The organism is Streptomyces sp. NPDC053426 (assembly GCF_055585405.1).
The window spans coordinates 60,364-85,669 of record NZ_JBVJKE010000022.1 but is presented as its reverse complement, the minus strand read 5'-3'; the positions used below and the strand labels follow the sequence as shown (position 1 = coordinate 85,669).

Genomic DNA, 25,306 nt, shown 5'->3' with positions numbered 1-25,306 from the left:
TCCGTGTGCCCGGCGGCGCGTTCGTCCCGTCCGTGTCCGCCGGGCCGGGTGCTCCCCGGGCGCCTCGTGGCGGGCGGCACGAATGCCCCAGGGAACACCCGAGGAGAGCCGTGTCACTCGTATGCATGAAGGCGGTGACAGAGGTCACTCGCTTCTCGTGTGCACGGATTGGCCGATTCCGTCGTCTCATCCAGTAGCCGACCCGATCCGCCCCGGAAGCCTGTCCAGCCGTCACGAGGGAGCAAGGCGTTGTCCACCGTCATCGAGCAGACCGTCGAGGCCCGTCTCGTCGCCGCCGCGCCGCGGATGCCGAGCATTCCCGCCACCCTGCGCTACGACCGCGACGACCCGTTCGCCGTCCGCATGACCTTCCCCGCGCCCGCCACCCTGGAGGGCGTCGAGGTCTGCTGGACCTTCGCCCGCGACCTGCTCGCCGCGGGGATGGAGGAACCCGAGGGCGACGGCGACGTACGGGTCCGGCCGTACGGCTACGACCGCACCGTGCTGGAGTTCCACGCCCCCGAGGGGACCGCCGTCGTGCACGTCCGCTCGGGCGAACTGCGCCGGTTCCTGGAGGCCACCGGCGAGCTGGTGCCGACCGGTCTGGAGCACCTCCGGCTCGACCTGGACCACGATCTCGCGGAGCTGATGCGCGACGCGTGACGTGTCCGGCTAACGACCGCCGCTCATCAGCGCGTTGAGCGTGCCGTATTCCAGCCCGCCGGTCTGCGCGTCGTACGTCCCCGTGTCGAGCAGCTCCCGCGCGGCGCGGCGGACCAGGGCGGCCAGCTCGCCGGTCGGCGGGGCGCCGGGACCGGCCATCACGTTCAGCGGCGCGTCGATCCCGTCGACGAGTTCCCTCACGGTCCCCGGGTCGACGGCCCCGGGGACGAAGATCCCGTCGGCGCCCGCGGCGAGGTAGGCGGCGGCGCGCTCCAGGGTGTCGTCCACTCCCCCGGCGCCGCGCAGGAAGGTGTCGACGCGTGCGTTGACGAACAACGGCACGCCGGCCGCGTCGGCCGCCCCACGGGCCGCGGCGAGGCGCTCGGCCTGCTCGGCCGTCGGACGCAACGGGCCCTGCCCGGCGCCGTACAGACCGTCCTCGATGTTCACCCCGACCGCGCCCGCGGCGAGCACCGCGCGCACGGTGTCGCCGACTCCCGCCGGGTCCTCGGCGTAGCCGCTCTCGATGTCGGCGGTGACGGGCACGCGGACCGCCCCGGCGATCTCCGCGACGGCCCCGAGCGCCCGCTCGCGCCCCAGCCGGTCCCCGTCCGCCGCCCCGAGGGCCCAGGCGACACCGGCGCTGGTGGTCGCCACGGCACCGGCGCCCGCGTCCTCCACCAGCAGGGCGCTGGCGAGGTCCCAGGCGTTGGGCAGGATCAGCGGGCGCCCCGGGACGTGCAGGGAACGGAAGGCGAGGGCGCGGTCGCGCAGAAGGACGGTGGAGTTCGTCATACCGGCCACTCAAGCAGCGGCCCGGCCGTCCCGGCTGGCAGGAATCCGACGTGAACGTACGACGGAGGGCTTCAGCCGCCGACGGGGAGGGACGATGCCTTCGCGGTGGCGCTCAGGGTGTTCCGGAGTTCCCGGACGATCATGGCCTGCGCGGGAGTCGCCGCGCGGGCGGAGAGCCGCTCGACGCGCTGTTCCCGGTCGGCGTGGGTGCCGGCCGGGAGGAGGGTGGTCAGGCCCGCCGCCGCGCCCAGGGCGACGGCCGTCGCGTCCGGCTCGGGGACGTCCTCGGGCGGTACCGGTCCGTCGAGGATCCGCCGTGCCCGCCTCCGCAGGGCCCGTACCCGGCCCGCGTCGGCCAGGACGTGCTCCACCGACGGGAACACCCCGAGGACCCGGTGCTTCTCGGCGCGCAGCACCCCCTCGGCCACCAGTTGCTCCCGGACCGCGTCCAGGGTGTACCGGGCGCGCAGCGTCACCCAGGTGCGCCAGCGGTGCGGGCAGGACTCGCTGACCAGCTCCAGCAGGCCGTCGAGGACCGGGTCCCCGGTCCGGGAGTCCAGGTCGAGCGGTGTGGCGATGCCGTCGTCGTCGACCAGCAGACCGCGCCGGGCCAGCTCGGCGAGGGCTCCGGCCCGCACCAGAGGGGGCAGCCGGTCCGGGTCGGTCTCCCAGGCCAGCAGGCAGAGGCGGGCCGGCAGTGAGAGCGGGCCGTCGGTCACGGGGCCTCCTCGGGGCGGTGACGTCGTGCTCCGAAAAGCCGTTGACAGCCGTTCCGGGCACTCCTACGGTGTACAGCGGTTCTGTTGCCGTCGAATGGAGAAGGACGTTGCTCGTCTGAGGTTCTGAGACACCGCGTCACACCACACGTGTGTGTACGTCGCGTGCGACCTCGGCGTTCGAGCCGTCCTTGCGGTCCTTGCGGAACAGGGCTTTTCTCATGCCCAGGCCTTCCCTCCCGGCTGCCGGTCCTCGTCCCGCGGTGTCTCGATACGCGTTTGCCCCTGATCGCCCCGAGCAACCGCGGAGGCCCGCATGACACCATCCATCACCTGTACGTCCCTCACCTTCACCTGGCCCGACGGCACCACCGTCCTCGAGGGCCTCGATGTCGCCTTCGGCCCCGGCCGCACCGGCCTCGTCGGCGTCAACGGGTCGGGGAAATCGACCTTGTTGAAGCTGATCGCCGGTGAGCTCGCACCGGCCGACGGCGCCGTCCGGGTCACCGGCGAGGTGGGGTACCTGCCGCAGAACGTGACGCTCGACACCGCGCTGCGGGTCGACGAGGTCCTCGGCATCGCCGGGCTGCGGGCCGCGCTGCACGCCATCGAGTCGGGCGACGTGGCCGAGGAGCACTTCGAGACCGTCGGCGACGACTGGGACGTCGAGGAGCGCGCCCTGGCCACGCTCGGCGAACTCGGCCTCGGGCACATCGGTCTCGACCGCACCGTCGGCGAGGTGTCCGGCGGCGAGTCGGTGCTGCTGCGGCTGGCCGCGCTGCTGCTGGGCCGCCCGGACGTGCTGCTGCTCGACGAGCCCACCAACAACCTCGACCTGTACGCCCGCAGGCGGCTGTACGCGGCCGTCGCGAACTGGCCGGGCGTCATGGTCGTGGTCAGCCACGACCGTGAACTGCTGGAACTGGTCGACCAGATCGCGGACCTGCGGTCCGGTGAGGTCACCTGGTACGGCGGCAACTTCTCGGCGTACGAGGAGGCCCTGGCCGTCGAACAGGAGGCGGCCGAGCGCATGGTGCGGGTCGCCGAGGCGGACTTGCGCAAACAGAAGCGTGAACTGGTCGACGCCCAGGTCAAGTTGGCCCGGCGGAAGCGGTACGGGCAGAAGATGTTCGAGCAGAAGCGCGAGCCGAAGATCGTCATGGGGGCGCGCAAGCGCGCGGCGCAGGTGTCCGCGGGCAAGCACCGCATCATGCACGAGGAGAGGCTGGCCGAGGCCAGGGAACGCCTCGACGACGCGGTGGACGCCGTACGGGAGGACGACGAGATCCGGGTCGACCTGCCGTACACGGCCGTGCCGCCGGGCCGGGCCGTGCTCACCCTGCGCGACCTGGAGCTGGTGTACGGCGCCCGCGTGGAGGGCGGTTTCGATCTCCACGGTCCCGAACGGATCGCGCTGATCGGGCGCAACGGCGCCGGCAAGACGACGCTGCTGCGCACGATCGCCGGGGAGCTGGAGCCGGTGTCGGGCGAGGCGACGGCACATGTCCCGCTGCGGTTCCTGCCGCAGCGGCTCGACGTCCTCGACGCGGAGCTGACCGTCGCCGAGAACGTGGCCCGGTTCGCTCCGGGCGCCACCAACAACCGGATCCGGGCGAGACTCGCCCGCTTCCTGTTCCGGGGCGCACGCGCCGACCAGCAGGCGGCGACGCTCTCCGGCGGCGAGCGGTTCCGGGCGGCGCTGGCCGCGCTGATGCTGGCGGAGCCCGCGCCGCAGCTGCTGATGCTGGACGAGCCGACCAACAACCTCGACATGGCGAGCGTCCGGCAGCTCACCACGGCGCTGGAGTCGTACGAGGGAGCCCTGATCGTGGCCAGCCACGATCTGCCGTTCCTGGAGTCGATCGGCATCACCCGGTGGCTGCTGCTGGAGGAGGGGGAGCTGAAGGAAATCACGACAGAAGCTGTCGGGTATCCCGCCTAGCGTCGGCGGTATGAGCCAGTCCAGCGAGTACATCACCATCACCCGAGCCGGGGAGAACAACCTCAAGGACGTCACACTCCGCATCCCGAAGGGCCGGCTGACCGTGTTCACCGGCGTTTCGGGATCGGGGAAGTCGTCGGTCGTCTTCGACACGATCGCGGTCGAGTCGCAGCGGCAGCTGAACGAGACGTTCACCTGGTTCGTCCGCAACCGCCTGCCGAAGTACGAGCGGCCGCACGCGGAGGCCCTCGAGGACCTCACGCCCGCGATCGTCGTCGACCAGCGGCCCATCGGCGGCCACTCCCGGTCGACGGTCGGCACGATGACGGACGTGTACTCGGTGCTGCGGGTGCTGTTCTCCCGGCACGGCACGCCGAGCGCCGGTCCGGCGACGGCGTACTCGTTCAACGACCCGTCGGGCATGTGCCCGGAGTGCGACGGCCTGGGCCGGACCGTACGGCCCGACTGGGACCGCATCCTGGACGCGGACCGCTCCCTCGCCGAGGGGGCGGTCCGCTTCCCGCCGTTCGCCGCCGGGACCTGGCAGGGGCAGGCGTACACCAACAGCGACGACCTGGACCCGGACAAGCCGGTGCGGGAGTTCACCGCCGCCGAGCGGAAGTTCCTGATGCGGGGGCGTCCGGGCAGCAAGGTCACCGTGAACGGCACGGGCGGCACGTGGACCACCGAGTACGAAGGGCTCGCCGACCGCTTCGAACGGCTCTATCTGAAGCGGGACCTGGCGGGGATGAGCCAGAAGACCCGGGACACGGTGCGGGAGTTCCTGGCCGAGGGCGTCTGCCCCGCCTGCCGGGGCGCCAGGCTGAACGAGGCGGCGCTGGCGTCGATGATCGGCGGCCGGTCCATCGCCGACTGCGCAGCGATGCAGGTCACCGATCTCATCGCGGTGCTGCGCGGGATCGACGACCCGGTGGCCGGGCCGATCGCCGGGGCCGCCGTCGCCGCACTGGAGCGGATCGAGACGATCGGCCTCGGCTACCTGAGCCTCGACCGGGATACGTCCACGCTCTCCGGCGGCGAGGGACAGCGGCTGAAGACGGTCCGGCACCTCGGGTCCAGCCTCACCGGGATGACGTACATCTTCGACGAGCCCAGCGTCGGGCTGCACCCGCGCGACGTACACCGGCTCGGGGAACTGCTGCTCCGGCTGCGCGACAAGGGCAACACCGTGCTGGTCGTGGAGCACGACCCGGACGTCATCACGCTGGCCGACCACGTCGTCGACATGGGGCCGGGGGCGGGCTCCGAGGGCGGCAGCGTCGTGTTCGAGGGCACGCCGCGGGAGCTGGCCGCCTCGGGCACCCTGACGGGGCGGTGCCTGGGACGGCGTACCGCGGTCAAGGAGGCGGTGCGGGAGCCGACGGGCGAGCGGTGGGTGAAGGGGGCCGACCGGCACAATCTGCGCGAGGTCACCGTGCGGTTCCCGGTCGGTGTGCTCACCGCGGTGACCGGCGTCGCGGGGTCGGGCAAGAGCACGCTGGTCGCCGAGTTCACCGACGCCCACGACGACGCCGTCGTGGTCGACCAGTCCTCGATCGGCATCTCCGCGCGGTCCACCCCCGCGACGTACCTGGGGATCATGGACGCGGTGCGGAAGATCTTCGCGCGGGAGACCGGCGCCGAACCCGGGCTGTTCAGCTTCAACTCCCGCGGCGCCTGCGGGACCTGCGGGGGCCGCGGGATCATGTACACCGATCTGGCCTTCATGGATCCGGTGACGACGACGTGCCCCTCCTGCGAGGGGCGGCGGTTCAAGGACGAGGTGCTGCGGCTGACCGTCGACGGCCGCTCCGTCGCCGATGTGCTGGGGATGACGGCCGAGCAGGCGCTCGGCTTCTTCCACGACACCGGCGTACGGCGCCGGCTGCGCGCGCTGCGGGACGTCGGCCTCACCTACCTCACGCTGGGCCAGCCGCTGTCCACCCTGTCCGGGGGTGAACGGCAGCGGATCAAGCTGGCCACCCGGCTGCACCGTGAGGGGGTGGTGTACGTGCTGGACGAGCCGACGACCGGACTGCACATGGCGGACGTGGACGGCCTCGTCGGTCTCCTGGACCGGCTGGTGGACGCGGGCAACACCGTCGTCGTCGTGGAGCACAACCTCGATGTCGTCGCACGCGCCGACTGGGTGATCGACCTCGGCCCGGGCGGCGGACGGGACGGCGGCCGGGTGGTGTTCGAGGGCACACCGGCCGAGTTGCTCGTCGCCGAGGGGTCCTTCACGGGGGAGCACCTGCGGCGGGCCGGCCGGTGAGGCCGGTTACCGGTGGGTCATTTCCTGGCCGCCGGGGTGGCCCGGCCGGGATTCGCGCTGCATGATGGCTGCGCCGACGTCCGAGGGAACCGGGCCGGCCACGGACGCCCTCGGTGCGGCCGGAACCTGTCCCATCCCATACGGAGTCACGCTCGTGCCCAGCAAGAAGGCCCTCGTCCGCCGCCCCTCCCCCCGTCTGGCCGAGGGGCTGGTGACGCACATCGAGCGGGAGGGCGTCGACGTCGGCCGCGCGGTGGAGCAGTGGGAGGCGTACACGGAGGCGCTGCGCGCCCACGGCTGGGAGACGATCGAGGTGGACCCGGCCGACGACTGCCCGGACTCCGTGTTCGTGGAGGACACGGTGGTGATGTACCGGAACGTGGCGCTGATCGCCCGCTCCGGTGCCGAGTCCCGCCGCGCGGAGACCCCCGGCGTCGAGGAGGCCGTGGCGTCGCTCGGCTGCTCGGTGAACTGGGTCTGGGAGCCCGGCACCCTGGACGGCGGCGACGTGCTGAAGGCCGGCGACACGGTGTACGTGGGCCGCGGCGGGCGCACCAACGCGGCCGGGGTGCGGCAGGTGCGGGCCGCGTTCGAACCGCTGGGGGCGCGGGTGGTCACCGTGCCGGTCGCCAAGGTGCTGCATCTGAAGTCGGCGGTCACGGCGCTGCCGGACGGGACGGTCGTCGGGCACGTCCCGAACATGGACGCGCCGTCGCTGTTCCCGCGCTTCCTCCCGGTGCCGGAGGCGTCCGGGGCGCATGTGGTGCTGCTCGGCGGGGACAGGCTGCTGATGGCGGCGAGCGCGCCGAAGACCGCCGAGCTGTTCGCGGACCTCGGCTACGAGCCGGTCCCGGTGGACATCGGCGAGTTCGAGAAGCTCGAGGGCTGTGTGACCTGCCTCTCGGTGCGGCTGCGGGAGCTGTACGCCTGACGGGTGGCACCATCACCCGTCAGGCGCAGCGACCTGCGGCTCCGCGCCCGGACGGCGCTCCATGGGAACCCCGCTGATCAGGGCTCTTTACGGCACCCTTAACCTACGGCTACGTAACCTACGGCTTCGTAGCCTACGATTCCGTAGGTTCCCGGCCCGCTCGCCGGCACTTCCGCACGTCACCGTCCCCTGGAGTCACCCGTGTCGATCACTTCTCCCCACCTGGGCAGCCCTTCGGTCTGGACCGACGCCCGGCTGTTGTACGCGCTGGAGGAAGTGGTCGAGAAGGAACTCAACCGGCATCTGAAGGTCGCCAAGGACTGGATGCCGCACGAGTACGTGCCGTTCAGCGACGCCCGTAACTTCCCCGGCTTCTTCGAGGACGGCGAGGCCTGGGACAAGGAGCAGTCGAAGGTCACCGAGGTCGGCCGGATCGCGCTGGTGGTGAACCTGCTGACCGAGGACAACCTCCCCAGCTACCACCACGAGATCGCCACGCTGTTCGGCCGGGACGGCGCCTGGGGCACCTGGGTGCACCGCTGGACCGCCGAGGAGGGCCGGCACGGCATCGTGATGCGGGACTACCTGCTCGCCTCGCGGGCGGTGGACCCGGACAAGCTGGAGCAGTTCCGCATGGCGCACATGAGCGAGGGCTTCGAGTCGGACAACCGGCACTCGATGCTCCACTCGGTCGCCTACGTCGCGTTCCAGGAGCTGGCCACCCGCATCTCGCACCGCAACACCGGCCACCAGTCCGGTGACCCGGTCTGCGACCGCATGCTGACGCGCATCGCGACCGACGAGAACCTGCACATGGTGTTCTACCGCAACCTGCTCAAGGCGGCGTTCGAGATCGCGCCCGACCTGACCATGCAGGCGGTCCGCGACGTCGTGGTGGACTTCCGGATGCCCGGCCACGGCATCCCCGGCTTCGAGCGGGCCGCGGCGCAGATGGCGATCGGCGAGGTCTACAACCTGCGCATCCACCACGACGACGTGCTCCAGCCGGTCCTGCGCTTCCTGAAGATCATGGAGATCGACGGGCTGGGCCCCGAGGGCCTCAAGGCACAGGAGGAACTGGGCCTGTTCATGGGCGGCCTGGACGCGGAGGCGTCGAAGTTCGACGAGAAGCTGGCCGCCCGCAAGGCCCGGATGGCGGCCCGCGCGGAACGCGCCTGACGACAGGGGCGGAGGCGGGGGCCTACCGGCTCGTACGGCGCAGTTCCAGGCGTTCCTTCTCGGACATGCCGCCCCAGACGCCGAAGCGCATGTCGTGGGCCAGGGCGTACTCGAGGCAGGTCGCGCGGATCGGGCAGAGGCCGCAGATCCGCTTGGCCTCGCGGACCGAGCTGCCCGGCTCGGGGAAGAAGAAGTCTCCCCCGGTCTGCGCGCACAGCGCCTCCTCCTGCCAGGTGAGGTCGGGCGACGGCATCGTTTCGGTGTGCATGACCGGAAGCGTGCCGCGCGGTGAAAAACGTTCGATCAACGCGGGATCAACGGGAGGCCCTTCGGGTCTTCCGTGACCGCACGATGATGACGTCGGGGCACCCGGCGCGCACGGCGGCGCGCCGGGTGCGTCAGGTCTCGCGCGGATCGCCCTTGAGCACGGCGAACCGTGCGCCGTACGGGTCCTCCAGGCGGGCCAGCCGGCCGACGCCGGCGAGGGAAGTGGCGGGCAGCCGTACCCTGCCGCCCAGCTCGACGGCCCTGGCGACGACGGCGTCCGTGTCGTCCACCCCGAAGTAGGGCAGCCAGTGGGGCTCGCCGGGCTCCGCCCCGGCGAGGTCGTCGGCCGGCGGGACCAGTCCGCCGAACATGCCGTCCTCGCCCGCCCCGGCGGGGCTGACGGAGGTGTAGACACCGTCGGGGAAGGTCACCGCCGAGGTCTCCCAGCCGAGGACGGAGTGGTAGAACGCGGCGGCGCGGGCGATGTCGGGGGTGTACAGCTCGACCCAGCACAGGGTGCCGGCCTCCCCGGCCGCCTCGATGCCCATGCCCGGTGACGGTTCCCAGATGCCGAAGGGGACGCCCGTCTGGTCGGCGAGGATCGCCGTGCGGCCCTGTCGCATCACGTCCGTCGGCGGCACGGGCACGCTGCCCCGGGCCTGCTGGGCGGTCTTCGCCGTGGCGTCCGCGTCGGGGCTCTGGAAGTAGACGGTCCAGGCGGGTGGGCCCTGGTCCGGTGTGGTCCGCGTACCGCCCGCGACGATCCGGCCGGCCAGCCGGAAGAAGCCGTAGCCACCGGCGTCGGGGCCGGCGGGGGCGAACTCCCAGCCGAAGAGGCCGCCGTAGAAGCGGGCGGCGCCCTCCATGTCGGACGTACCGACGTCGATCCAGTCGGGGGCGCCGTCGACGAAGCGGGTGGTGAGCATGGTGCCTCCTCCGAGAGGTCCCGTCGCCTGCCCCGACGAGTCTTCCACCGCCCGCTGACAATCACCGCCGGAGCACCCCGGACGGGTGTGGGTCTTTCTTCGCCCCCGCCGCCCCTTCCCGTCCCATCCCGGGGGCGCTGCCCCCGGACCCCCGCTCCTCAAACGCCGGAGGGGCTGGGTGTCAGCCCCTCCGGCGTTTGAGGAGCGGGGTCCGGGGCGGAGCCCCGGGTTCGGGACGGGAAGGGGCGGCGGGGGCGAGAACCCTGTGATTCACGCGGACGCGCGTCGGATCAACGTCGTCGGGAGGACCAGACCGCCGGAGCCGGCACCCGCGGCCTCCGACGGCGTGCCGGTGCCGTTGAGGTCGCGCAGGAGGAGGCGGGCCATCAGACGGCCCATTTCCTCTATGTCCTGGCGGACCGTGGTGAGCGGGGGATCGGTCTGTTCGGCGATCGGGAGCATGTCGTCGAAGCCGACGACCGCCACGTCGTCCGGCACCCGCCGCCCGTGCTCGCGCAGCACGCGCAGGGCGCCCGCCGCCATGAGGTCGTTGCCGGCGAACACCGCGTCCGGACCCGGGCGGCGGTCGAGGAGTTCCCGCATCGCCCGCTCGCCGCTCGCGGGGGTGAAGTCGCCCTCCACGACCAGCCGGGGATCGGCGTCGGCCATGACGTCCCGGAAGCCGTCGAGCCGGTCCACCGCCGCGGTCTGGTCCAGGGCGCCGGTGATGTGGGCGATACGGCTGCGGCCGAGGCCGAGCAGATGCCGTACGGCGTCGCGGGCACCGCCCCGGTTGTCGCTGTCGACGTAGACGACGCCGTCCTGGCCGCCGCCGAAGTCGGGCCGGCCGCCGTACACGGTCGGCAGGCCGGCCTGCCGGATCAGTTCGGGCAGTGGGTCGTCGATATGGAGGGAGAACACCAGGGCGCCGTCCACATGGCCGCCGGCCACATAGCGGCCGACGCGGACATGGTCGTCGCGGTCCTCGGTGAGCAGCAGGACGAGCTGGTTGTCGTGGGCCGTCAGCTCCTTGCTGATGCCGCGCAGCTGCCGGGCGAAGAAGGGGTCGGCGAAGACCCGGGTCTCCGGTTCGGCCACGATGACGGCGATGGCGTCGTGCCGCTTCGTCACCAGGCTGCGGGCGGCCTGGTTCGGCACGTACCCGAGTTCCTCCACCGCCCTCCTCACCCGTTCGGCCAGGCGCTCCCGCACCCCGTGGGAGCCGTTGACCACGCGGGAGACCGTGGCCCGGGAGACCCCGGCCCGCGCGGCCACGGCCTCCAGCGTGGGGCGTGGCGCTGTGTCGGTCACTTCGGGGCTCCTCACCTGCGGCTGCGGGAAAGGATAGCCCCGGCCCGGTCACGGGCGAGAGCGCTCTCGGATCACGTCCGGGGCGTCAGTGCTCGTGCGTCGGCTCCTCCTCGGCGGCGGGCTCGTGAGCGTGCTCGTGCGCGTCCGGGTCGTATCCCGGGATGGTGCCGTCCGGCTTCTTCACCAGGAACAGGCCGACCATGCCCATGTCGGAGTGGCTCTGGACGTGGCAGTGGTACATCCAGGCGCCCGCTCCGACGCCCTCCCCCGCGATGATCTGGAAACCGAAGGAGTCGGCCGGACCGCAGATCTTGTTGTCGATGACCTGGCTCGGGTCGTCGGGTCCGGTGAGCATGCCGGTGCGGTTGTCGGCCCAGCGGTGACCGTGCATGTGGAAGGTGTGGTAGTACTCGCCGTGCGTGATCATGACGATCTCGACGCGGTCGCCCACGGTGGCCTCGAAGTTCGGGCCGGTGTGGGCGGGCTTGTTGTTGATCGTCATGTCGTTGAAGACGATGGTGTGGGTCGCGTCGGGCAGGACGTCGCCCTTGCGGCGCACGATCACCGGTCCGTACAGCCCGTTGCGGATGCCGCCGGTGCCGTGCGCGGTGCCGACGACGTGGTCGTGGTAGTGCCAGTAGCCCGCGCTGCCCGCCCGCCAGGTGCCGTCCGAGCGCCGGCCGGGCTTGTGGGTGCGCCAGGTGTAGGTGCGGGTGCCGCCGGGTTCGACGTCGCTCTTGTTCTGCTTGGTGCCGTCGCTGGAGATCTCGTAGTCCAGGCCGTGGACGTGCAGGCTCACGGGCACGTCCATGGTGTTCTCGAACTCGACGTGCAGCGTGTCGCCCTCGTTGAGCTCGATCAGCGGGCCGGGGACGGACGCCTTGCCCTTCTCGAAGCCGTAGCCCATCTGTCCGCCGTCCAGCCGCTCGGCGTACAGCTTGACGCGCCGCACCTCGCCCCCGGCGGGCGCGGTCCTCGCCGGTCTGGCCGCGCTCACGGCCTCGGGTGCGACGGACAACGATGTCGCGACGACAGCGCCGCCCAGCAGTACCCGTCGGTTGAAACCGCGTCTGTCCATGCCGAACTCCCCACGTGGCTGTCATGAACCTGTGAAACCGTAGCGGCCACCCCGGGGTTTATCCACACTCAGGACAAAGTTCGTTTCATCTCTGCGATAGGTATTGGCGTCTGACGCAAAGAGGTCTAGCTTCCTTGACGCTGTTGCTGCGACCGAGGAGGGGTGGGTAGCCACATGCGGTCCACATCGCATCAAGAACCCATGCGCTTACGAGGGTTGAGCATGAGAAGCACCGCAAGCGCACGAAGGACGAGAACGAGACGACGCCTCTGGGCGGCCGGCGTGACCGCCGGGGTCGTCGCCGCCGGGCTGCTGTCGGGTCCCGCCGCCAGCGCGCGCCCGGCCCCGGATCCGTCCCTGACAACGATGTCCATCAAGTCGCCCCCGGGCGGCGCGAACGTACGCGTGCTGCTGTTCCACGGCTCCGCCGCCGCCGGCGACGAGTCACCGCTCGTGAACGCCGGGATCGCGGCGATCGAGAGGATCGGGCTGTCCGGCCCGGCGGACCAGCGGTTCAAGGTCACCGCCACCGACGACGCCTCGGTCTTCACCGACGCCAAGAAGCTGGGCCGGTTCAACACCGTCGTGTTCCTGACCGGCGGCGGGGACGTCCTCGACCCGGACCAGGAGGCGGGCCTGGAGGCGTACATGGAGGCCGGCGGCGGTTTCGTCGGTCTGCACGACGCGGCCCGCGCGGAGCCGTACTCGGACTGGTTCACCGGTCTGATCGGCGCCCGCCCGGCCGCCTCCAGCCCGGACAAGGTGCAGCGGGCGACCGTCGAGGTCGGCGACCGGGCGCATCCGGCGACCAAGAGCCTGCCGACGCAGTGGAAGCGGCCCGACAAGTGGCTGAACTGGGTGGAGAACCCGTCCGGCGACGTGCACACGGTCGCCAGGGTGCGCGAGTCGACGTACGCGCCCGGTGCGAGCGCCAACGGCTGGGACCACCCGGTCAGCTGGTGCCGTGACTACGACGGCGGCCGGTCCTTCTACACCGGTATGGGCGGCACGGTGTCGTCGTACGACGAGACCGACTTCCGTGACCATCTGCGCGGCGCCCTGCTGTGGACCACCCGTCTGGTACAGGCCGACTGCAAGGCGACGATCACCGGCAACTACGAGGCGGAGCGGCTGACCCAGCCCAACCAGCCGGGTCAGAACGACCAGATCGGTGAGCCGCACGGCCTGGTCACCGCCCCCGACGGCCGCGTCTTCTACATCGGGCGCGGAGGTGCCGACTCCTCCCAGCCCGTCGTCACCGACTGGAACGACCCCGACATCGGCAAGGGCAAGGGCGAGATCCACGTCTACGACCCGGAGACCAAGAAGGTCACCCTCGCGGGGGCGCTCACCGTCTTCGGCAACAAGGGCGGCGGCGACGAGCTGCGGAAGGTCGAGGAGGGCCTGCTCGGCATCGAACTGGACCCGGCCTTCGAGGACAACGGGTGGGTGTACCTGCACTACACGCCCCACTCCGAGATCAACCGGGACACGCACATGGCCGAGCGGCGGGTCTCCCGCTTCACCCTCGACCAGGCCACCGACAAGCTGGACCTGAGCAGCGAGAAGGTGCTGCTGAAGTGGCCGGTGCAGATCCACAGCTGCTGCCACGCGGGCGGCGGGATGGCCTGGGACTCCAAGGGCAACCTGTACATCGCCACCGGTGACAACAACTCCAGTGGCTTCAGCGGCGGTTACTCGGGCAACAACCCGGAGCCCAACTTCAAGGGCGTGTCCTTCGCCGACGCGCGCCGCACCGCCGGCAACACCAACAACCTCAACGGCAAGATCCTGCGCATCCACCCGGAGCCGGACGGCACGTACACGCTGCCCGAGGGCAACCTGTTCACCGGGAAGGAGACCGCCGAGGGCGGCGGCAAGACGCGCGGCGAGATCTATGTGATGGGTGTGCGCAACCCGGCGCGCATCTCCGTCGACAAGGAGACCGACGTCCTCTACGCGGGCTGGGTCGGCCCGGACGCCGGCTCCCCGTCGCCGACCTGGGGTCCGGCGAAGTACGACACGTTCGCCGTGATCACCGAGGCGTCCAACCGGGGCTGGCCGTACTGCATGGGCAACGAGCAGCCCTACCGGGACCGCAACCTGCCCGATCCGTCGAAGCCGCTGGGCTGGTACGACTGCGACGCCCCGAAGAACGAGTCGCCGAACAACGACGGTCTGGTCAACCTGCCGCCGGTGACCGGCAACAACATCTGGTACTCGCCGCAGGGCGGCGGTCCGGACTACCCGCGCGACGAGAACGGCATCCCGTCGTACGAGCAGGACGAGGCCACGTACCGGCTGCCCTGGCTCAAGGGCGGCGGGCAGGCCGCGATGAACGGTCCGGTCTACCGCTACGACGCCGACAGCACCAGTGAGGTCAAGTGGCCGGCGTACTGGGACGGCAAGTGGTTCGTCGGTGACTTCTACGACGCCGACCAGCCGCGCAACGCGGTGCTGATGGACCCGAAGACGCAGGGAGACGGCGGTCTTCCGGTGCACGCGGAGTCCCTGAAGAAGATCGTGCCGGTCGGCAACGACGGCATCAAGAACCTGATGGGCTGGAAGTTCGGCCCGGACGGCTCGCTGTACGTCCTCGACTACGGGCGCGGCTTCTTCACCTCCGACTCCAAGTCCGCGCTGTGGCGGGTCACCTACACGGGCGGCGGGCCGACCCCGGCCGCCGGCCAGCTGGCGAGGAAGGCCGGATGAAACCAGTGACACGGCAACGAAGAATGTGGGCCGGCCTGCTGGCCGCCCTGCTCATGGTGCTCGGCCTGCAGACGGCGTCCGCGGCCGGCGAGACCGGGTCCACCGACGACACCCGAGCGGCGGCGCAGGTGCTCACCTGGACCGCCGGTGACAGCATCACCGCGTACACGTCCGCGCCGACGACCGCGGTGGCCGGTCCGGCGACCATCGTGTTCGAGAACAGCGCGGCGACCGGAAACACCACCGGGATGCCGCACACGCTGACGTTCGTGACCTCCGACCCGGAGTTCAACAACGACGTCCAGCTGAACATCATGGCCAATCCGAACGACGCCCAGGGCGGCAGGTACACCGCCGAGGTCACGCTCACCCCGGGCCGCTACTTCTACCACTGCACCATCCCCGGCCACGGCGAGATGCAGGGCATCCTGACGGTGACCGAGGGCGGTGGCGAGGACACCACGGCGCCCGAGGCCACGGCGAAGGTGACCGGCTCGCAGAACGCCGACGGCGAGTACGTCGGTTCGGCGAGCGTGACCGTCGAGGCCACCGACGCGGACTCCGGCGTGGACCGGATCGAGTACGCGGTCGGGGCCGACGGCGCCTGGCAGCCGTACACCGCCCCGGTCGTGGTCGACCAGGTCGGCACGCACACCGTGCGCTACCGCGCCCTGGACAAGGCGGGCAACGTATCGGCGGAGCAGAGCGTCGAGTTCACCGTCGTCGCCCCGCAGTCGGACGACACCACCCCGCCGGAGACGTCGGCGACGGTGGCCGGTGAGAGGAACGACGGCGGCGACTACATCGACATGGCGACGGTCACCGTCACCGCGTCGGACACCGGCACCGGCGTCAACACCATCGAGTACGCGATCGGCGCCGACGGCGCCTGGCAGCCGTACACCGGTCCGGTGATGGTGCACGAGGTGGGCACGCACACCGTGCGCTACCGCGCCACCGACCGGGCGGGCAACACGGCGGCGGTCGAGAGCGTGGAGTTCACGGTCGTCGCCGCTCCCCCGCAGGACACCACCCCGCCGGCGACCGGCGTGACCGTGGAGGGCACCAAGAACTCCGACGGCGCCTACGTCGGTGACGCCACCGTGACCGTCAGCGCCGACGACGGGCACGGCGGTTCCGGCGTGGCCGGCATCGAGTACTCGCTCGACGGCGGGCCGTACCTGGCGTACACCGGGCCCGTGGTCGTCGACCGGGCGGGCCGGCACACGGTCGCGTACCGGGCGAGCGACAACGCCGGCAACACCTCCGAGCCGCTCACGGTGAGCTTCACGGTCGTGGCGGACGGCGGGGTGCCCGCGCCCGACTGTCCTGAGTACGACGAGCGGTTGACGGTGATCGTCGGCACGGTCGACTCGGGCGTGCCGAACCGGGTCACCAACAACCGGTGCCGGATCGGCGAGCTGATCGAGGACGAGAAGGAGTGGACCTCGCAGGCGCTGTTCCTCAAGCACGTGAAGAGCGTGCTGGACGGGCTCAAGAAGGAAGGGGTCGTCGACCAGCGGGAGTACCGGGCGATCAACAAGGCGGCCCGGCAGTCCGGCATCGGCAGGCCCGGCCAGACCGAGGGCTACCGCAAGATCCTGGACGGCAGCGCGGAGTCGTTCGCCAAGTGGGAGCAGGTGGGCGGCGGTTCGTTCGGGCTGAACCCGGACGGGTCGATCACCTCCGGCACCACCCGGGGCGGGCTCGGCATGCTGTGGTTCCCCGAGCGCAAGTACGGCGACTTCTCGCTGAAGCTCCAGTGGCGTGACGACGCCCCGGGCACCGGCAACGCCAACTCCGGTGTGTTCGTGCGGTTCCCGCAGATCCACGACCACCCGGAAGAGCCACGGCCGGAGTGGGCCGCCATCAAGTACGGGCACGAGATCCAGGTGTTCGACTCGCCCACCGGCGACATGTACAAGACGGGCTCGGTCTACGGCTTCGACCGGGTCGGCCTGGCCGGCGCGGGCGTGACGCAGAAGGGCACCTGGAACGACTACGAGATCCGGGTGGTGGACCAGCACTACTCGGTCTACCGCAACGGTGTGCTGATCAACGAGTTCGACAACACCGGCGGCCAGGACTTCACCCCGCCGCGCTCGGACGACCCGGGCACGGACGGGCGGCGGTACGCCTCCGGTTACATCGGGCTGCAGGTGCACGGCACGACGGACGTCGTCTCCTACCGGGACGTCCGGATCAAGGAGTTGTAGTTCCCACGGATCGGCACGGGGCGGGAAGCCGGGGGTCTCGGCTTCCCGCTTCGTCACGGCGGGCCGTGGGTCAGGGCCGCATCAGCACCTTGACCGCGCCGTCGCGCTTGTTCTGGAACATCGCGTAGGCGTCCGGGCCCTCGGCGAGCGGCACGTGGTGGGTGGCGAAGTCGTCGACGCCGAGCGGGTCCTCGTCGGTGAGGTAGGGGATGATCTCGTCGCTCCAGCGGCGGACGTTCGCCTGGCCCATGCGCATCTGGATCTGCTTGTCGAACAGGGTGAGCATGGGCATCGGGTCGGCCATGCCGCCGTAGACGCCGATGACCGAGATGGTGCCGCCGCGCCGCACCAGTTCGATCGCGGTGTGCAGGGCGGCGAGCCGGTCGACGCTGAAGCGTTCCGCCATCGGTCCGCTGAGTTTGCGGGGCAGCAGCGCCGAGGCGTTCTGCACCATGCGGGCCGCCGCGCTGCCGTGCGCCTCGGTGCCGACGGCGTCGATCACGGCGTCGGGTCCGCGGCCGTCGGTCCGGTCGCGGATCGCGGTGACGAGTTCCTTCTCGTCGTCGAAGGAGCGCAGGTCGAAGGTCTCCACGCCCCGCTCCTTCGCCCGGTTCAGCCGCTCCGGGACCAGGTCCACGCCGAACACCCTCCCGGCGCCCTTGACCTGGGCGACCCGGCAGGCCATGTCGCCGATGGGGCCGAGTCCGAGCACTGCGACGCTGCCGCCCCGCGGGACACCGGCGTACTCGACCGCCTGCCAGGCGGTGGGCAGGACGTCGGAGAGGTAGACGAACCGGTCGTCGGACGGCCCCTCGGGGACCTTGATCGGGCCGTACTGGGCCTGCGGGACCCGCAGGTACTCGGCCTGGGCGCCCGGTACCGCGCCGTACAGCCGGGTGTAGCCGAACAGGGCCGCGCCCATGCCCTCGGCGTTCACCTGGGTGGTCTCGCACTGGGTGGGCAGTCCGGTGAGGCACATCCAGCAGTTGCCGCAGGCGATCTGGAACGGCACCACGACCCGGTCGCCGGCCTGGAGGTCGGGCACCGCCGCGCCGACCTCCTCGACGATGCCCATCGGCTCGTGGCCGAGGATGTCGCCCGGGGTCATGAACGGGGTGAGGACCTCGTACAGATGCAGATCGGATCCGCACAGTCCGGTGGAGGTGATGCGGATGACCGCGTCCGTCGGCTCCTCGATCCGGGGATCGGGCACGTTCTCCACCCTCACGTCCCGCTTTCCCTGCCAGGTCAGTGCCCTCATCGCCGCCCGCTCCCTCCGTGGTGGCCGGTGTGTCGCTCGTGCGGTGGGCGTCCGGGTACCCGAGCGGCCGTGTGCCGAACCGCCGGTCGCTGAGCCGATCGGCGGAAGCCACCGCGCGGGACCACCCCTGATCGACTATGGCCAGCAACGATAGGAAAAGCGCACAATCAAGACAACAGATGACATGAGGCGAACACGGTGGCGACGGTGGGCACGGAGCAGCGAGGGGCGCGCCGGCGGCGCGGCACGGGGGCGAGGGTGCTGATGGCCGCGTTGCTGGCGGCCGGTCTGGCGGCGGGGTGCACGACGCCAAACGGGCCGCGCGACGACGGACGGGGTTCGCCGGACGAGTCGCCGACACGGCCCGGCGGACAGGACGTCCCGCCGGTACTCGCCGTGAAGGTCGACAACGCCCCCGCGGCCCGGCCCCAGACCGGCGTGGACGCCGCCGACGTGGTGTACGCCGAACAGGTCGAGGGCGGGAGCAGCAGACTGATCGCCGTGTACGCCACCGAGCTGCCGGAGTCCGTCGGTCCGGTGCGCAGCGCCCGGGAGTCGGATCTGGAGCTGCTGCGCCAGTTCGACCGGCCGGTGCTGGCCTACTCCGGGGCGCAGAGCAAGCTGATGCCGCTGATCGAGCGGGCACCGCTCGAGGCGGTGACGCCCGAGTCGGAGCCCGGGGCCTACACCCGGGGCGCCGGCCGGTCCGCTCCCCACAACCTGTACCTGCGACCGGAGCGGCTCATGGACGACCCGCCCGGCGAGGCCGCCCTGACCACCGGTTTCCGCTTCGGCCGGCCGCCGGCGGACGGCGAGCCCCGGAACGAGCTCACGGTGCGCTACCCGGCCGCCCGCTTCACCTTCACCTGGTCCGGTGCCCGCGACCGCTGGCTGGTCTCGATGGACGGCGCCCCGGCGCTCACCACGGAGGGCGAGCGGCTGGCGCCCGCGACGGTCGTGGTGCAGTACGTGACCGTGCGCCGCTCCGGGTTCCGGGACTTCCTCGGCAACAACACCCCGTACACCGAGACGGTGGGCTCCGGGAAGGCCACCGTGCTGCGCGGCGGACGCGCCTACGAGGCGAACTGGAAGCGGCCCGCGGCCGAGGACGGCACCTCGTTCAGCACCGGCTCCGGCGAAGCGATGAACTTCGCGCGCGGCCAGGTCTGGGTGGTGTACGCGAAGACGCCCTGAGCCTCAGCGCGGTGCGGTCAGGGTGGGGGCCGGGTCGCGCAGCCCCTCGGCCGCGTCGGCCACCCGCCGGATCAGGTCGATGAAGAGCGCCTGCTCGTCGGCGTCGAGCGGGGCCAGGAAGACCTGGTTCATCCGCGCGGTGCGCACCGTCAGCCTGCGGTGGGTGCGCACGCCGTCGTCGGTGAGGCGCAGCAGGAAGCGGCGGCCGTCCTGCGGATCGCGGACCTTGTCCAGCAGCCCGCGCCGGATGAGCCGGCCGATCACCTCGGCGATGGTGGACCGGTCGAGGCCGACCCGCTCCCCCACGGTGCGCTGGTCCAGGCCCGGCTCGGCGACGAGCGCGTTGAGGACCGCGAACTGCGGCGAGGTGATCTCCTCGGAGACCATCGTGTTCCACAGCAGGTGGTGCGCCTGCTGGAGCCGCCGGGCGAGGTGCCCGGGATGGGTGGTGAGGTCCACGGCGGCCATGTGCGCTCTCCCGGTCGTTTCATCGGTGCACTGATTTTCAGTGGGATCAGAAGAGTACTGGACAGGGAAGCCACCTCGCGTAAATACTCAGTGCGCTGACTAAATGGTCATCGGGTCGCCTGGAAGGGATGGAGTTCCTCGGATGGACAAGGTGGTCGCCTCGGCTGCGGAGGCGGTGGCTGACGTGCCGGACGGCGCGTCACTGGCGGTGGGCGGCTTCGGCCTCAGCGGTGTGCCGAACGTGCTGATCCAGGCGCTGTACGAGCGGGGCGTCGGCGGGCTGTCGGTCGTCTCGAACAACTGCGGGGCGATGGAGTCCGGGCTCGCGGTGCTGCTGGCGGCGGGCCGGATCGCCCGGGTGACCGGTTCCTACATCGGCGCGAACAAGGAGTTCGCCCGGCAGTACCTGGCCGGTGAGCTGGAGGTGGAGCTGATCCCGCAGGGCACGCTCGCCGAGAGGCTGCGCGCCGGGGGCGCCGGCATCCCGGCGTTCTACACCCCGGCCGGGGTGGGCACGCAGGTCGCCGAGGGCGGGCTGCCCTGGCGCTACGACGGCTCCGGCGGGGTGGCTCTCGCCTCGCCCGCGAAGGAGGTCCGGGAGTTCGACGGCACCCGGTACGTGCTGGAGCGCGGCATCCGCACCGACTTCGCGCTGGTGCGGGCGGCGAAGGGCGACCGGCACGGGAACCTCGTGTTCAGCAAGTCGGCCCGCAACTTCAACCCCCTGGCCGCGACGGCGGGCCGGGTGACGGTCGCGGAGGTGGAGGAGCTGGTCGAGCCCGGCGCCCTCGACCCGGACGCGGTGCACCTGCCGGGCGTGTTCGTGCAGCGGGTGGTCGCCCTCACGCCCGAGCAGGCGGCGGACAAGAGGATCGAGCGGCGGACGGTGAGCGGCTGATGGCCTGGACACGGGAAGAGATGGCCGCGCGGGCGGCCCGGGAGCTGAGCGACGGCCAGTACGTCAACCTCGGCATCGGCCTGCCCACGCTCATACCCAACCACCTCCCGCCGGGTGTCGAGGTGGTGCTGGAGAGCGAGAACGGCATCCTGGGCACCGGCCCCTACCCCGCCGAGGACGCCGTCGATCCCGACCTGATCAACGCCGGGAAGGAGACCGTCACGGTCCTTCCGGGCGCCTCCTTCTTCGACTCTGCGCTGTCGTTCTCGATGATCCGCGGCGGGCACATCGACGTCGCCGTCCTCGGCGCGATGCAGGTGTCCGTCCGCGGTGACCTGGCCAACTGGGCGGTGCCAGGCAAGCTCGTCACCGGTATCGGCGGCGCGATGGACCTGGTGCACGGCGCCCGCACGGTGATCGTGGTGATGACCCACACCGCGAAGGACGGCTCGCCGAAGATCGTGACGGAGTGCTCGCTGCCGCTGACCGGCAAGGAGTGCGTGGACCGGATCATCACCGACCTCGGCGTCCTCGACGTCACCGGCGACGGACTCGTCCTCGTCGAAACCGCTCCCGGCGTGACCGCCGAGGAGATCACCGCCAAGACCGGAGCCGGACTCACCCTCGCGGAGGGCCTGTCGTGACCCACGTACTCACCCAAGCCGACATCGACCGGGAGATCGCGGCCGAGCACGCCGCGTACGAGAAGCGGGTCGCCGACGGCGCGCCCGTCGAGCACCAGCCGCGCCGCGACTACGCGCCGTACCGCTCCTCGGTGCTGCGCCACCCGAAGCAGCCCCCGGTCGCCATCGACGTCACCAAGGACCCCGAGCTGGTGGAGCTGTCCTCCCCCGCGTTCGGGGAGCGGGACATCACCGAGATCGACAACGACCTCACCCGGCAGCACACCGGTGAGCCCGTCGGCGAGCGCATCACCGTCTCCGGCCGGCTGCTGGACCGCGACGGACGGCCGGTGCGCGGCCAGCTCGTGGAGATCTGGCAGGCCAACTCGGCCGGCCGGTACGCCCATCAGCGCGAGCGGCACGACGCCCCGCTGGACCCGAACTTCACCGGCGTGGGCCGCACCCTCAGCGACGACGAGGGCCGCTACCACTTCACCACCGTCCAGCCGGGCCCCTACCCGTGGCGCCAGCACCTCAACGCCTGGCGGCCCGCCCACATCCACTTCTCCGTCTTCGGCACGTCGTTCACCCAGCGGCTGGTGACGCAGATGTACTTCCCCGGCGATCCGCTCTTCCCGTACGACCCGATCATCCAGTCGGTGACCGACGACGCCGCACGGCAGCGGCTGATAGCGACGTACGACCACAGCCTGTCGGTGCCGGAGTTCTCGATGGGCTACCACTGGGACATCGTGCTCGACGGACCGCGGGCCACCTGGATGGAAGAGGGGCGCTGAACCGCCATGACGAAGATCGACACCACGCGTCCGGAGACCGTGCTGCCCACCCCGTCGCACACGGTCGGCCCCTTCTACGGCCACGCCCTGCCCTTCCCCGGCGGCGAGGACATCGCGCCGCTCGGGCACCCGGACACCGTCACCGTGCACGGGTACGTGTACGACGGGGAGGGCCGGCCGCTGCCGGACGCGCTGCTGGAGCTGTGGGGGCCGGATCCCGAGGGGAACGTGCCGACGGCGGACGGCTCGATGCGCCGGGACCCGGCGAGCGGCGGCTTCCTCGGCCGCAACGGCGTGGAGTTCACCGGCTTCGGACGGATCCAGACCGACGCGAACGGCCACTGGTACGCCCGTACGCTGCGCCCCGGGGCGCGCGGGGGGAACGCGCCGTACCTCAGTGTGTGCGTGTTCGCGCGGGGGCTGCTGGTGCACCTGTTCACCCGGATCTACCTGCCGGGCGACGAGGCGGCGCTGGCGGCGGACCCGCTGCTGTCCCGGCTCGGCACCGACCGCCGCGACACGCTGGTCGCGGGCGAGGAGGGCGCCGGCACGTACCGTTTCGACATCCGCCTTCAGGGCGAGGGCGAGACGGTCTTCCTGGAGTTCCAGTGACATCAGCCGATTCCGACGCCGGTCTGCTCGCCCCCGGGTGGGCCGGTTCCCCGGCCGCCGCCGAGACGGCGGACGCGGCGTTCCTGCGGGCGCTGCTCGACGCGGAGGCCGCGCTGACCCGCGCCCAGGCCGCGCTGGGGCTCGTCCCCGCCCGGGCGGCGACGGCGGTGACGGAGGCGGCCGAGCCCGGCCGGTTCGACGCCGCGTCCCTCGCCGGGCGGGCGCGGGACGGCGGGAACCCGGTGATCCCGCTGGTCGCGGAGCTGACCCGGACGGTGGGCGGGGAGTACGGCCCGTACGTGCACCGGGGGGCGACCAGCCAGGACATCATGGACACGGCGATGATGCTGGTCGCCCACCGTGCCCTGGGCCCGGTCCTCGCCGACCTCGACCGCTGCCGGCGGGCCCTGGCCCACCTGGCCGCCGAGCACCGCGACACCCCGATGCCGGGCCGGACGCTCACCCAGCACGCCGTACCGACGACGTTCGGGCTGAAGGCGGCCGGGTGGCGGTCGCTGGTGCTGGACGCGCGGGACCGGGTGACGGCGGTACGCGGCTCGCTGCCCGCGCAGCTCGGCGGCGCGGCCGGGACGCTGGCGGCCTTCTCCGCGTACGGTGCCGGGGACCCGACCGCGCTGCCGGGCGCGTACGCCCGTGAACTCGGCCTCGCCGAACCCCTGTTGCCCTGGCACACGCTCCGCACACCGGTCGCCGACCTCGCCGGCGCCCTCGCCTTCGCCGCCGGCGCCCTGGGCAAGCTCGCGGCGGACGTCCTCACCCTCTCCCGCACCGAGATCGCGGAGGTCGCCGAGGGCAGCGGCGGCGGCTCGTCCGCCATGCCGCACAAGGCGAACCCGGTCCGCTCGACGCTGATCGCGGCGGCGGCCCGGCGCGCGCCGCAGCTCGCGGCCACGCTGTACGGCTCACTGGTCGCCGAGGACGAACGGCCGGCCGGGGCCTGGCACGCCGAGTGGGAACCGCTCAGGGACCTGCTCCGCCTGGTCGGCGGTGCCGCCCGCGACGCGGCCGAGCTGACCGAAGGGCTGCGGGTGCGCCCGGAGACGATGCGCGAACACCTCGGCCTCACCCACGGGTTGATCGTCTCCGAGCGGCTCTCCGCCGAACTGGCGCCGGTCCTCGGCCGCGCCCGTGCGAAGGAGCTGCTGACGGAACTGGCCCGGCGGGTGTACGACGAGGGCTGCGGCCTCGGCGAACTGCTTTCCTCGGAACCCGAGTTGAAGGGGGTCGACCTCACCGCGGCGACCGACCCCGCCCGTTGCACCGGCTCCGCCGGAGCCCTCACCGACCGTGCCCTGGAGCGACGTTGACCGACCGACTTCTCCACCACCTCGAAGAAGGCCCCGCTTCCGCTCCCCCGCTGCTGCTCGGCCCCTCGCTCGGCACGTCGTACGCCCTGTGGGACAAGGTGGCGCCCGAGCTGTCGGCCGCGCACCGGGTGGTCCGCTGGGACCTGCCGGGGCACGGCGGTTCGGCGGCGGGGCTGATCGGTCCCGGGGCGACCGTCGGCGATCTCGCCGGTCTGGTGCTCGCGCTCGCCGACGCGCTCGGCATCGAGCGGTTCGCGTACGCGGGCGTCTCGCTGGGCGGCGCGGTGGGACTGCACCTGGCCGTGCACCATCCGGACCGGCTGTCGTCGCTGGCCGTGATCTGTTCCTCGGCACACTTCAACGGCGCCGGGCCGTGGGAGGAGCGGGCGGCGCGGGTGCGCGGCGGAGGGCTCGCCGAACTCGCCCAGGGCGCGGACGCCCGCTGGTTCACGTCCGGGTTCACCGTGCCGGGGCTGGTCCGGGACCACCGGGAGGCCGACCCTGAGGCGTACGCCGCCTGCTGCGACGCGCTGGCCGCGTTCGATCTGCGGGACCGGCTGGCGGAGGTGTCCGTGCCGACGCTGCTGGTGGCCGGCCGGGAGGACCCGGCGACGCCGCCCGAGCATCTGCGGGAGATCGCGGACGCGGTGCCGGACGCCACTCTGGTGGAGCTCCCCGGCGCCTCGCACCTGGCGCCGGCACAGCGCCCGGAGGCGGTGCTGACCGCGTTGCGGACCCACTTCGGCGGGGCCGCCCGGCGCGGGATGGAGGTGCGCCGGGAGGTGCTGGGCGACGCGCACGTGGACCGGGCGCAGGCCCGGCAGACGCCGTTCACGGCACGCTTCCAGGACTTCATCTCGCGCTACGCCTGGGGCGAGATCTGGACCGATCCCACCCTCACCCGCCGCGAACGCAGCATGATCACGCTCACGGCGCTGGTCGCGCACGGCCACTACGACGAGCTCGCCCTGCACGTCCGCGCGGCGCGCCGGAACGGGCTCACCCCCGAGGAGATCGGGGCGGTGCTGCTCCAGACGGCCGTGTACTGCGGGGTCCCGGCGGCGAACTCGGCGTTCGCGACGGCCCAGCGGGTGCTGGCGGAGGAGGAGTGACC

The 25,306-nt window shown here is 71.9% G+C and carries 22 protein-coding genes; 14 read left to right on the top strand and 8 right to left on the bottom strand.

The annotated features are described in order from the left end of the window. The first annotated feature begins 249 nt into the window (after positions 1–249). Positions 250–663, top strand: coding sequence for a spore wall synthesis regulator SsgD (gene ssgD, locus ACZ62B_RS33500; RefSeq protein WP_344558819.1), 414 nt, complete (start codon positions 250–252; stop codon positions 661–663). A gap of 9 nt (positions 664–672) precedes the next feature. On the opposite strand, the gene ACZ62B_RS33495 is transcribed toward ssgD, so the two are convergent. Both ACZ62B_RS33495 and ACZ62B_RS33490 read right to left on the bottom strand, forming a co-directional pair. Further along, the gene (locus ACZ62B_RS33495) at positions 673–1,458 is read right to left on the bottom strand and encodes an isocitrate lyase/PEP mutase family protein (protein WP_469693218.1); all 786 of its coding nucleotides are present in this window, start codon (positions 1,456–1,458) and stop codon (positions 673–675) included. 71 nt (positions 1,459–1,529) lie between these two features. Further along, positions 1,530–2,177 (bottom strand): GOLPH3/VPS74 family protein, encoded by a 648-nt coding sequence (locus tag ACZ62B_RS33490; RefSeq protein WP_344558815.1) that lies wholly within the window; start codon positions 2,175–2,177, stop codon positions 1,530–1,532. A 313-nt stretch (positions 2,178–2,490) separates the two neighbouring features. On the opposite strand from ACZ62B_RS33490, the gene ACZ62B_RS33485 reads away from it, so the two are divergent. The 4 genes from ACZ62B_RS33485 (at position 2,491) to ACZ62B_RS33470 (ending at position 8,501) form a co-directional block, all read left to right on the top strand. Then, positions 2,491–4,116 (top strand): ABC-F family ATP-binding cassette domain-containing protein, encoded by a 1,626-nt coding sequence (locus ACZ62B_RS33485; RefSeq protein ID WP_468890469.1) that lies wholly within the window; start codon positions 2,491–2,493, stop codon positions 4,114–4,116. A 10-nt stretch (positions 4,117–4,126) separates the two neighbouring features. Then, on the top strand, positions 4,127–6,391 hold the full coding sequence (locus tag ACZ62B_RS33480) for an excinuclease ABC subunit UvrA (protein ID WP_344558811.1): 2,265 nt from the start codon (positions 4,127–4,129) through the stop codon (positions 6,389–6,391). A 154-nt stretch (positions 6,392–6,545) separates the two neighbouring features. Then, positions 6,546–7,322: a dimethylargininase gene (gene ddaH / locus ACZ62B_RS33475; RefSeq protein WP_469693215.1), complete on the top strand. Its 777-nt coding sequence runs from the start codon at positions 6,546–6,548 to the stop codon at positions 7,320–7,322. Positions 7,323–7,523: 201 nt separating this feature from the next. Continuing rightward, entirely contained in the window at positions 7,524–8,501 is a 978-nt protein-coding gene (locus tag ACZ62B_RS33470) for an acyl-ACP desaturase (protein WP_344558807.1), read from the top strand. Between the two features lie 22 nt (positions 8,502–8,523). Here ACZ62B_RS33470 and ACZ62B_RS33465 read toward each other — a convergent pair whose 3' ends face one another. The 4 genes from ACZ62B_RS33465 to ACZ62B_RS33450 all read right to left on the bottom strand — a co-directional run bounded on the left by ACZ62B_RS33465 (position 8,524) and on the right by ACZ62B_RS33450 (position 12,083). After that, positions 8,524–8,769 carry a WhiB family transcriptional regulator gene (locus tag ACZ62B_RS33465; RefSeq protein WP_344558805.1) on the bottom strand — a complete coding sequence of 82 codons (246 nt, stop codon included), beginning with the start codon at positions 8,767–8,769 and terminating at the stop codon, positions 8,524–8,526. 130 nt (positions 8,770–8,899) lie between these two features. Next, a complete protein-coding gene (locus ACZ62B_RS33460; RefSeq protein WP_469693213.1) occupies positions 8,900–9,694 on the bottom strand; it encodes a VOC family protein in 795 nt (264 codons plus the stop codon). A gap of 270 nt (positions 9,695–9,964) precedes the next feature. Then, positions 9,965–11,005 carry a LacI family DNA-binding transcriptional regulator gene (locus tag ACZ62B_RS33455; RefSeq protein WP_344558801.1) on the bottom strand — a complete coding sequence of 347 codons (1,041 nt, stop codon included), beginning with the start codon at positions 11,003–11,005 and terminating at the stop codon, positions 9,965–9,967. A gap of 85 nt (positions 11,006–11,090) precedes the next feature. Next, positions 11,091–12,083 carry a multicopper oxidase domain-containing protein gene (locus ACZ62B_RS33450; RefSeq protein ID WP_468724848.1) on the bottom strand — a complete coding sequence of 331 codons (993 nt, stop codon included), beginning with the start codon at positions 12,081–12,083 and terminating at the stop codon, positions 11,091–11,093. 222 nt (positions 12,084–12,305) lie between these two features. Here ACZ62B_RS33450 and ACZ62B_RS33445 point away from each other — a divergent pair, with 222 nt between their 5' ends. Continuing rightward, positions 12,306–14,795 carry a ThuA domain-containing protein gene (locus tag ACZ62B_RS33445; RefSeq protein ID WP_469693210.1) on the top strand — a complete coding sequence of 830 codons (2,490 nt, stop codon included), beginning with the start codon at positions 12,306–12,308 and terminating at the stop codon, positions 14,793–14,795. Positions 14,796–14,818: 23 nt separating this feature from the next. Continuing rightward, positions 14,819–17,011 (top strand): OmpL47-type beta-barrel domain-containing protein, encoded by a 2,193-nt coding sequence (locus ACZ62B_RS33440; RefSeq protein WP_469693235.1) that lies wholly within the window; start codon positions 14,819–14,821, stop codon positions 17,009–17,011. Between the two features lie 70 nt (positions 17,012–17,081). Here the strand turns inward: ACZ62B_RS33440 and ACZ62B_RS33435 are convergent, their stop codons facing one another. After that, positions 17,082–18,272, bottom strand: coding sequence for a zinc-dependent alcohol dehydrogenase (locus ACZ62B_RS33435; protein ID WP_344558787.1), 1,191 nt, complete (start codon positions 18,270–18,272; stop codon positions 17,082–17,084). Positions 18,273–18,470: 198 nt separating this feature from the next. Here ACZ62B_RS33435 and ACZ62B_RS33430 point away from each other — a divergent pair, with 198 nt between their 5' ends. Next, positions 18,471–19,466 carry a DUF3048 domain-containing protein gene (locus ACZ62B_RS33430; RefSeq protein WP_469693208.1) on the top strand — a complete coding sequence of 332 codons (996 nt, stop codon included), beginning with the start codon at positions 18,471–18,473 and terminating at the stop codon, positions 19,464–19,466. A 3-nt stretch (positions 19,467–19,469) separates the two neighbouring features. Here ACZ62B_RS33430 and ACZ62B_RS33425 read toward each other — a convergent pair whose 3' ends face one another. Beyond that, positions 19,470–19,934 carry a MarR family winged helix-turn-helix transcriptional regulator gene (locus ACZ62B_RS33425; RefSeq protein WP_344558776.1) on the bottom strand — a complete coding sequence of 155 codons (465 nt, stop codon included), beginning with the start codon at positions 19,932–19,934 and terminating at the stop codon, positions 19,470–19,472. A gap of 142 nt (positions 19,935–20,076) precedes the next feature. On the opposite strand from ACZ62B_RS33425, the gene ACZ62B_RS33420 reads away from it, so the two are divergent. Genes ACZ62B_RS33420 through pcaDC form a run of 6 tightly spaced genes read left to right on the top strand, consistent with a single transcriptional unit; the run spans position 20,077 to position 25,304 of the window. Then, positions 20,077–20,832 (top strand): CoA transferase subunit A, encoded by a 756-nt coding sequence (locus tag ACZ62B_RS33420; protein WP_344558768.1) that lies wholly within the window; start codon positions 20,077–20,079, stop codon positions 20,830–20,832. After that, on the top strand, positions 20,832–21,476 hold the full coding sequence (locus tag ACZ62B_RS33415; protein WP_469693207.1) for a CoA transferase subunit B: 645 nt from the start codon (positions 20,832–20,834) through the stop codon (positions 21,474–21,476). Before ACZ62B_RS33420 ends, ACZ62B_RS33415 begins: the two co-directional genes overlap by 1 nt. Next, positions 21,473–22,252 (top strand): protocatechuate 3,4-dioxygenase subunit beta, encoded by a 780-nt coding sequence (pcaH, locus tag ACZ62B_RS33410; protein ID WP_344558764.1) that lies wholly within the window; start codon positions 21,473–21,475, stop codon positions 22,250–22,252. The genes ACZ62B_RS33415 and pcaH overlap by 4 nt, the downstream gene beginning before the upstream one ends. A 6-nt stretch (positions 22,253–22,258) precedes the next feature. Beyond that, entirely contained in the window at positions 22,259–22,864 is a 606-nt protein-coding gene (pcaG, locus tag ACZ62B_RS33405) for a protocatechuate 3,4-dioxygenase subunit alpha (RefSeq protein ID WP_344558762.1), read from the top strand. Next, complete coding sequence (pcaB, locus tag ACZ62B_RS33400) at positions 22,861–24,192, top strand: 3-carboxy-cis,cis-muconate cycloisomerase (protein ID WP_469693204.1); 1,332 nt, start codon at positions 22,861–22,863, stop codon at positions 24,190–24,192. Before pcaG ends, pcaB begins: the two co-directional genes overlap by 4 nt. Next, positions 24,189–25,304 (top strand): bifunctional 3-oxoadipate enol-lactonase/4-carboxymuconolactone decarboxylase PcaDC, encoded by a 1,116-nt coding sequence (gene pcaDC, locus ACZ62B_RS33395; RefSeq protein WP_468890482.1) that lies wholly within the window; start codon positions 24,189–24,191, stop codon positions 25,302–25,304. The genes pcaB and pcaDC overlap by 4 nt, the downstream gene beginning before the upstream one ends. Positions 25,305–25,306: the final 2 nt, after the last annotated feature.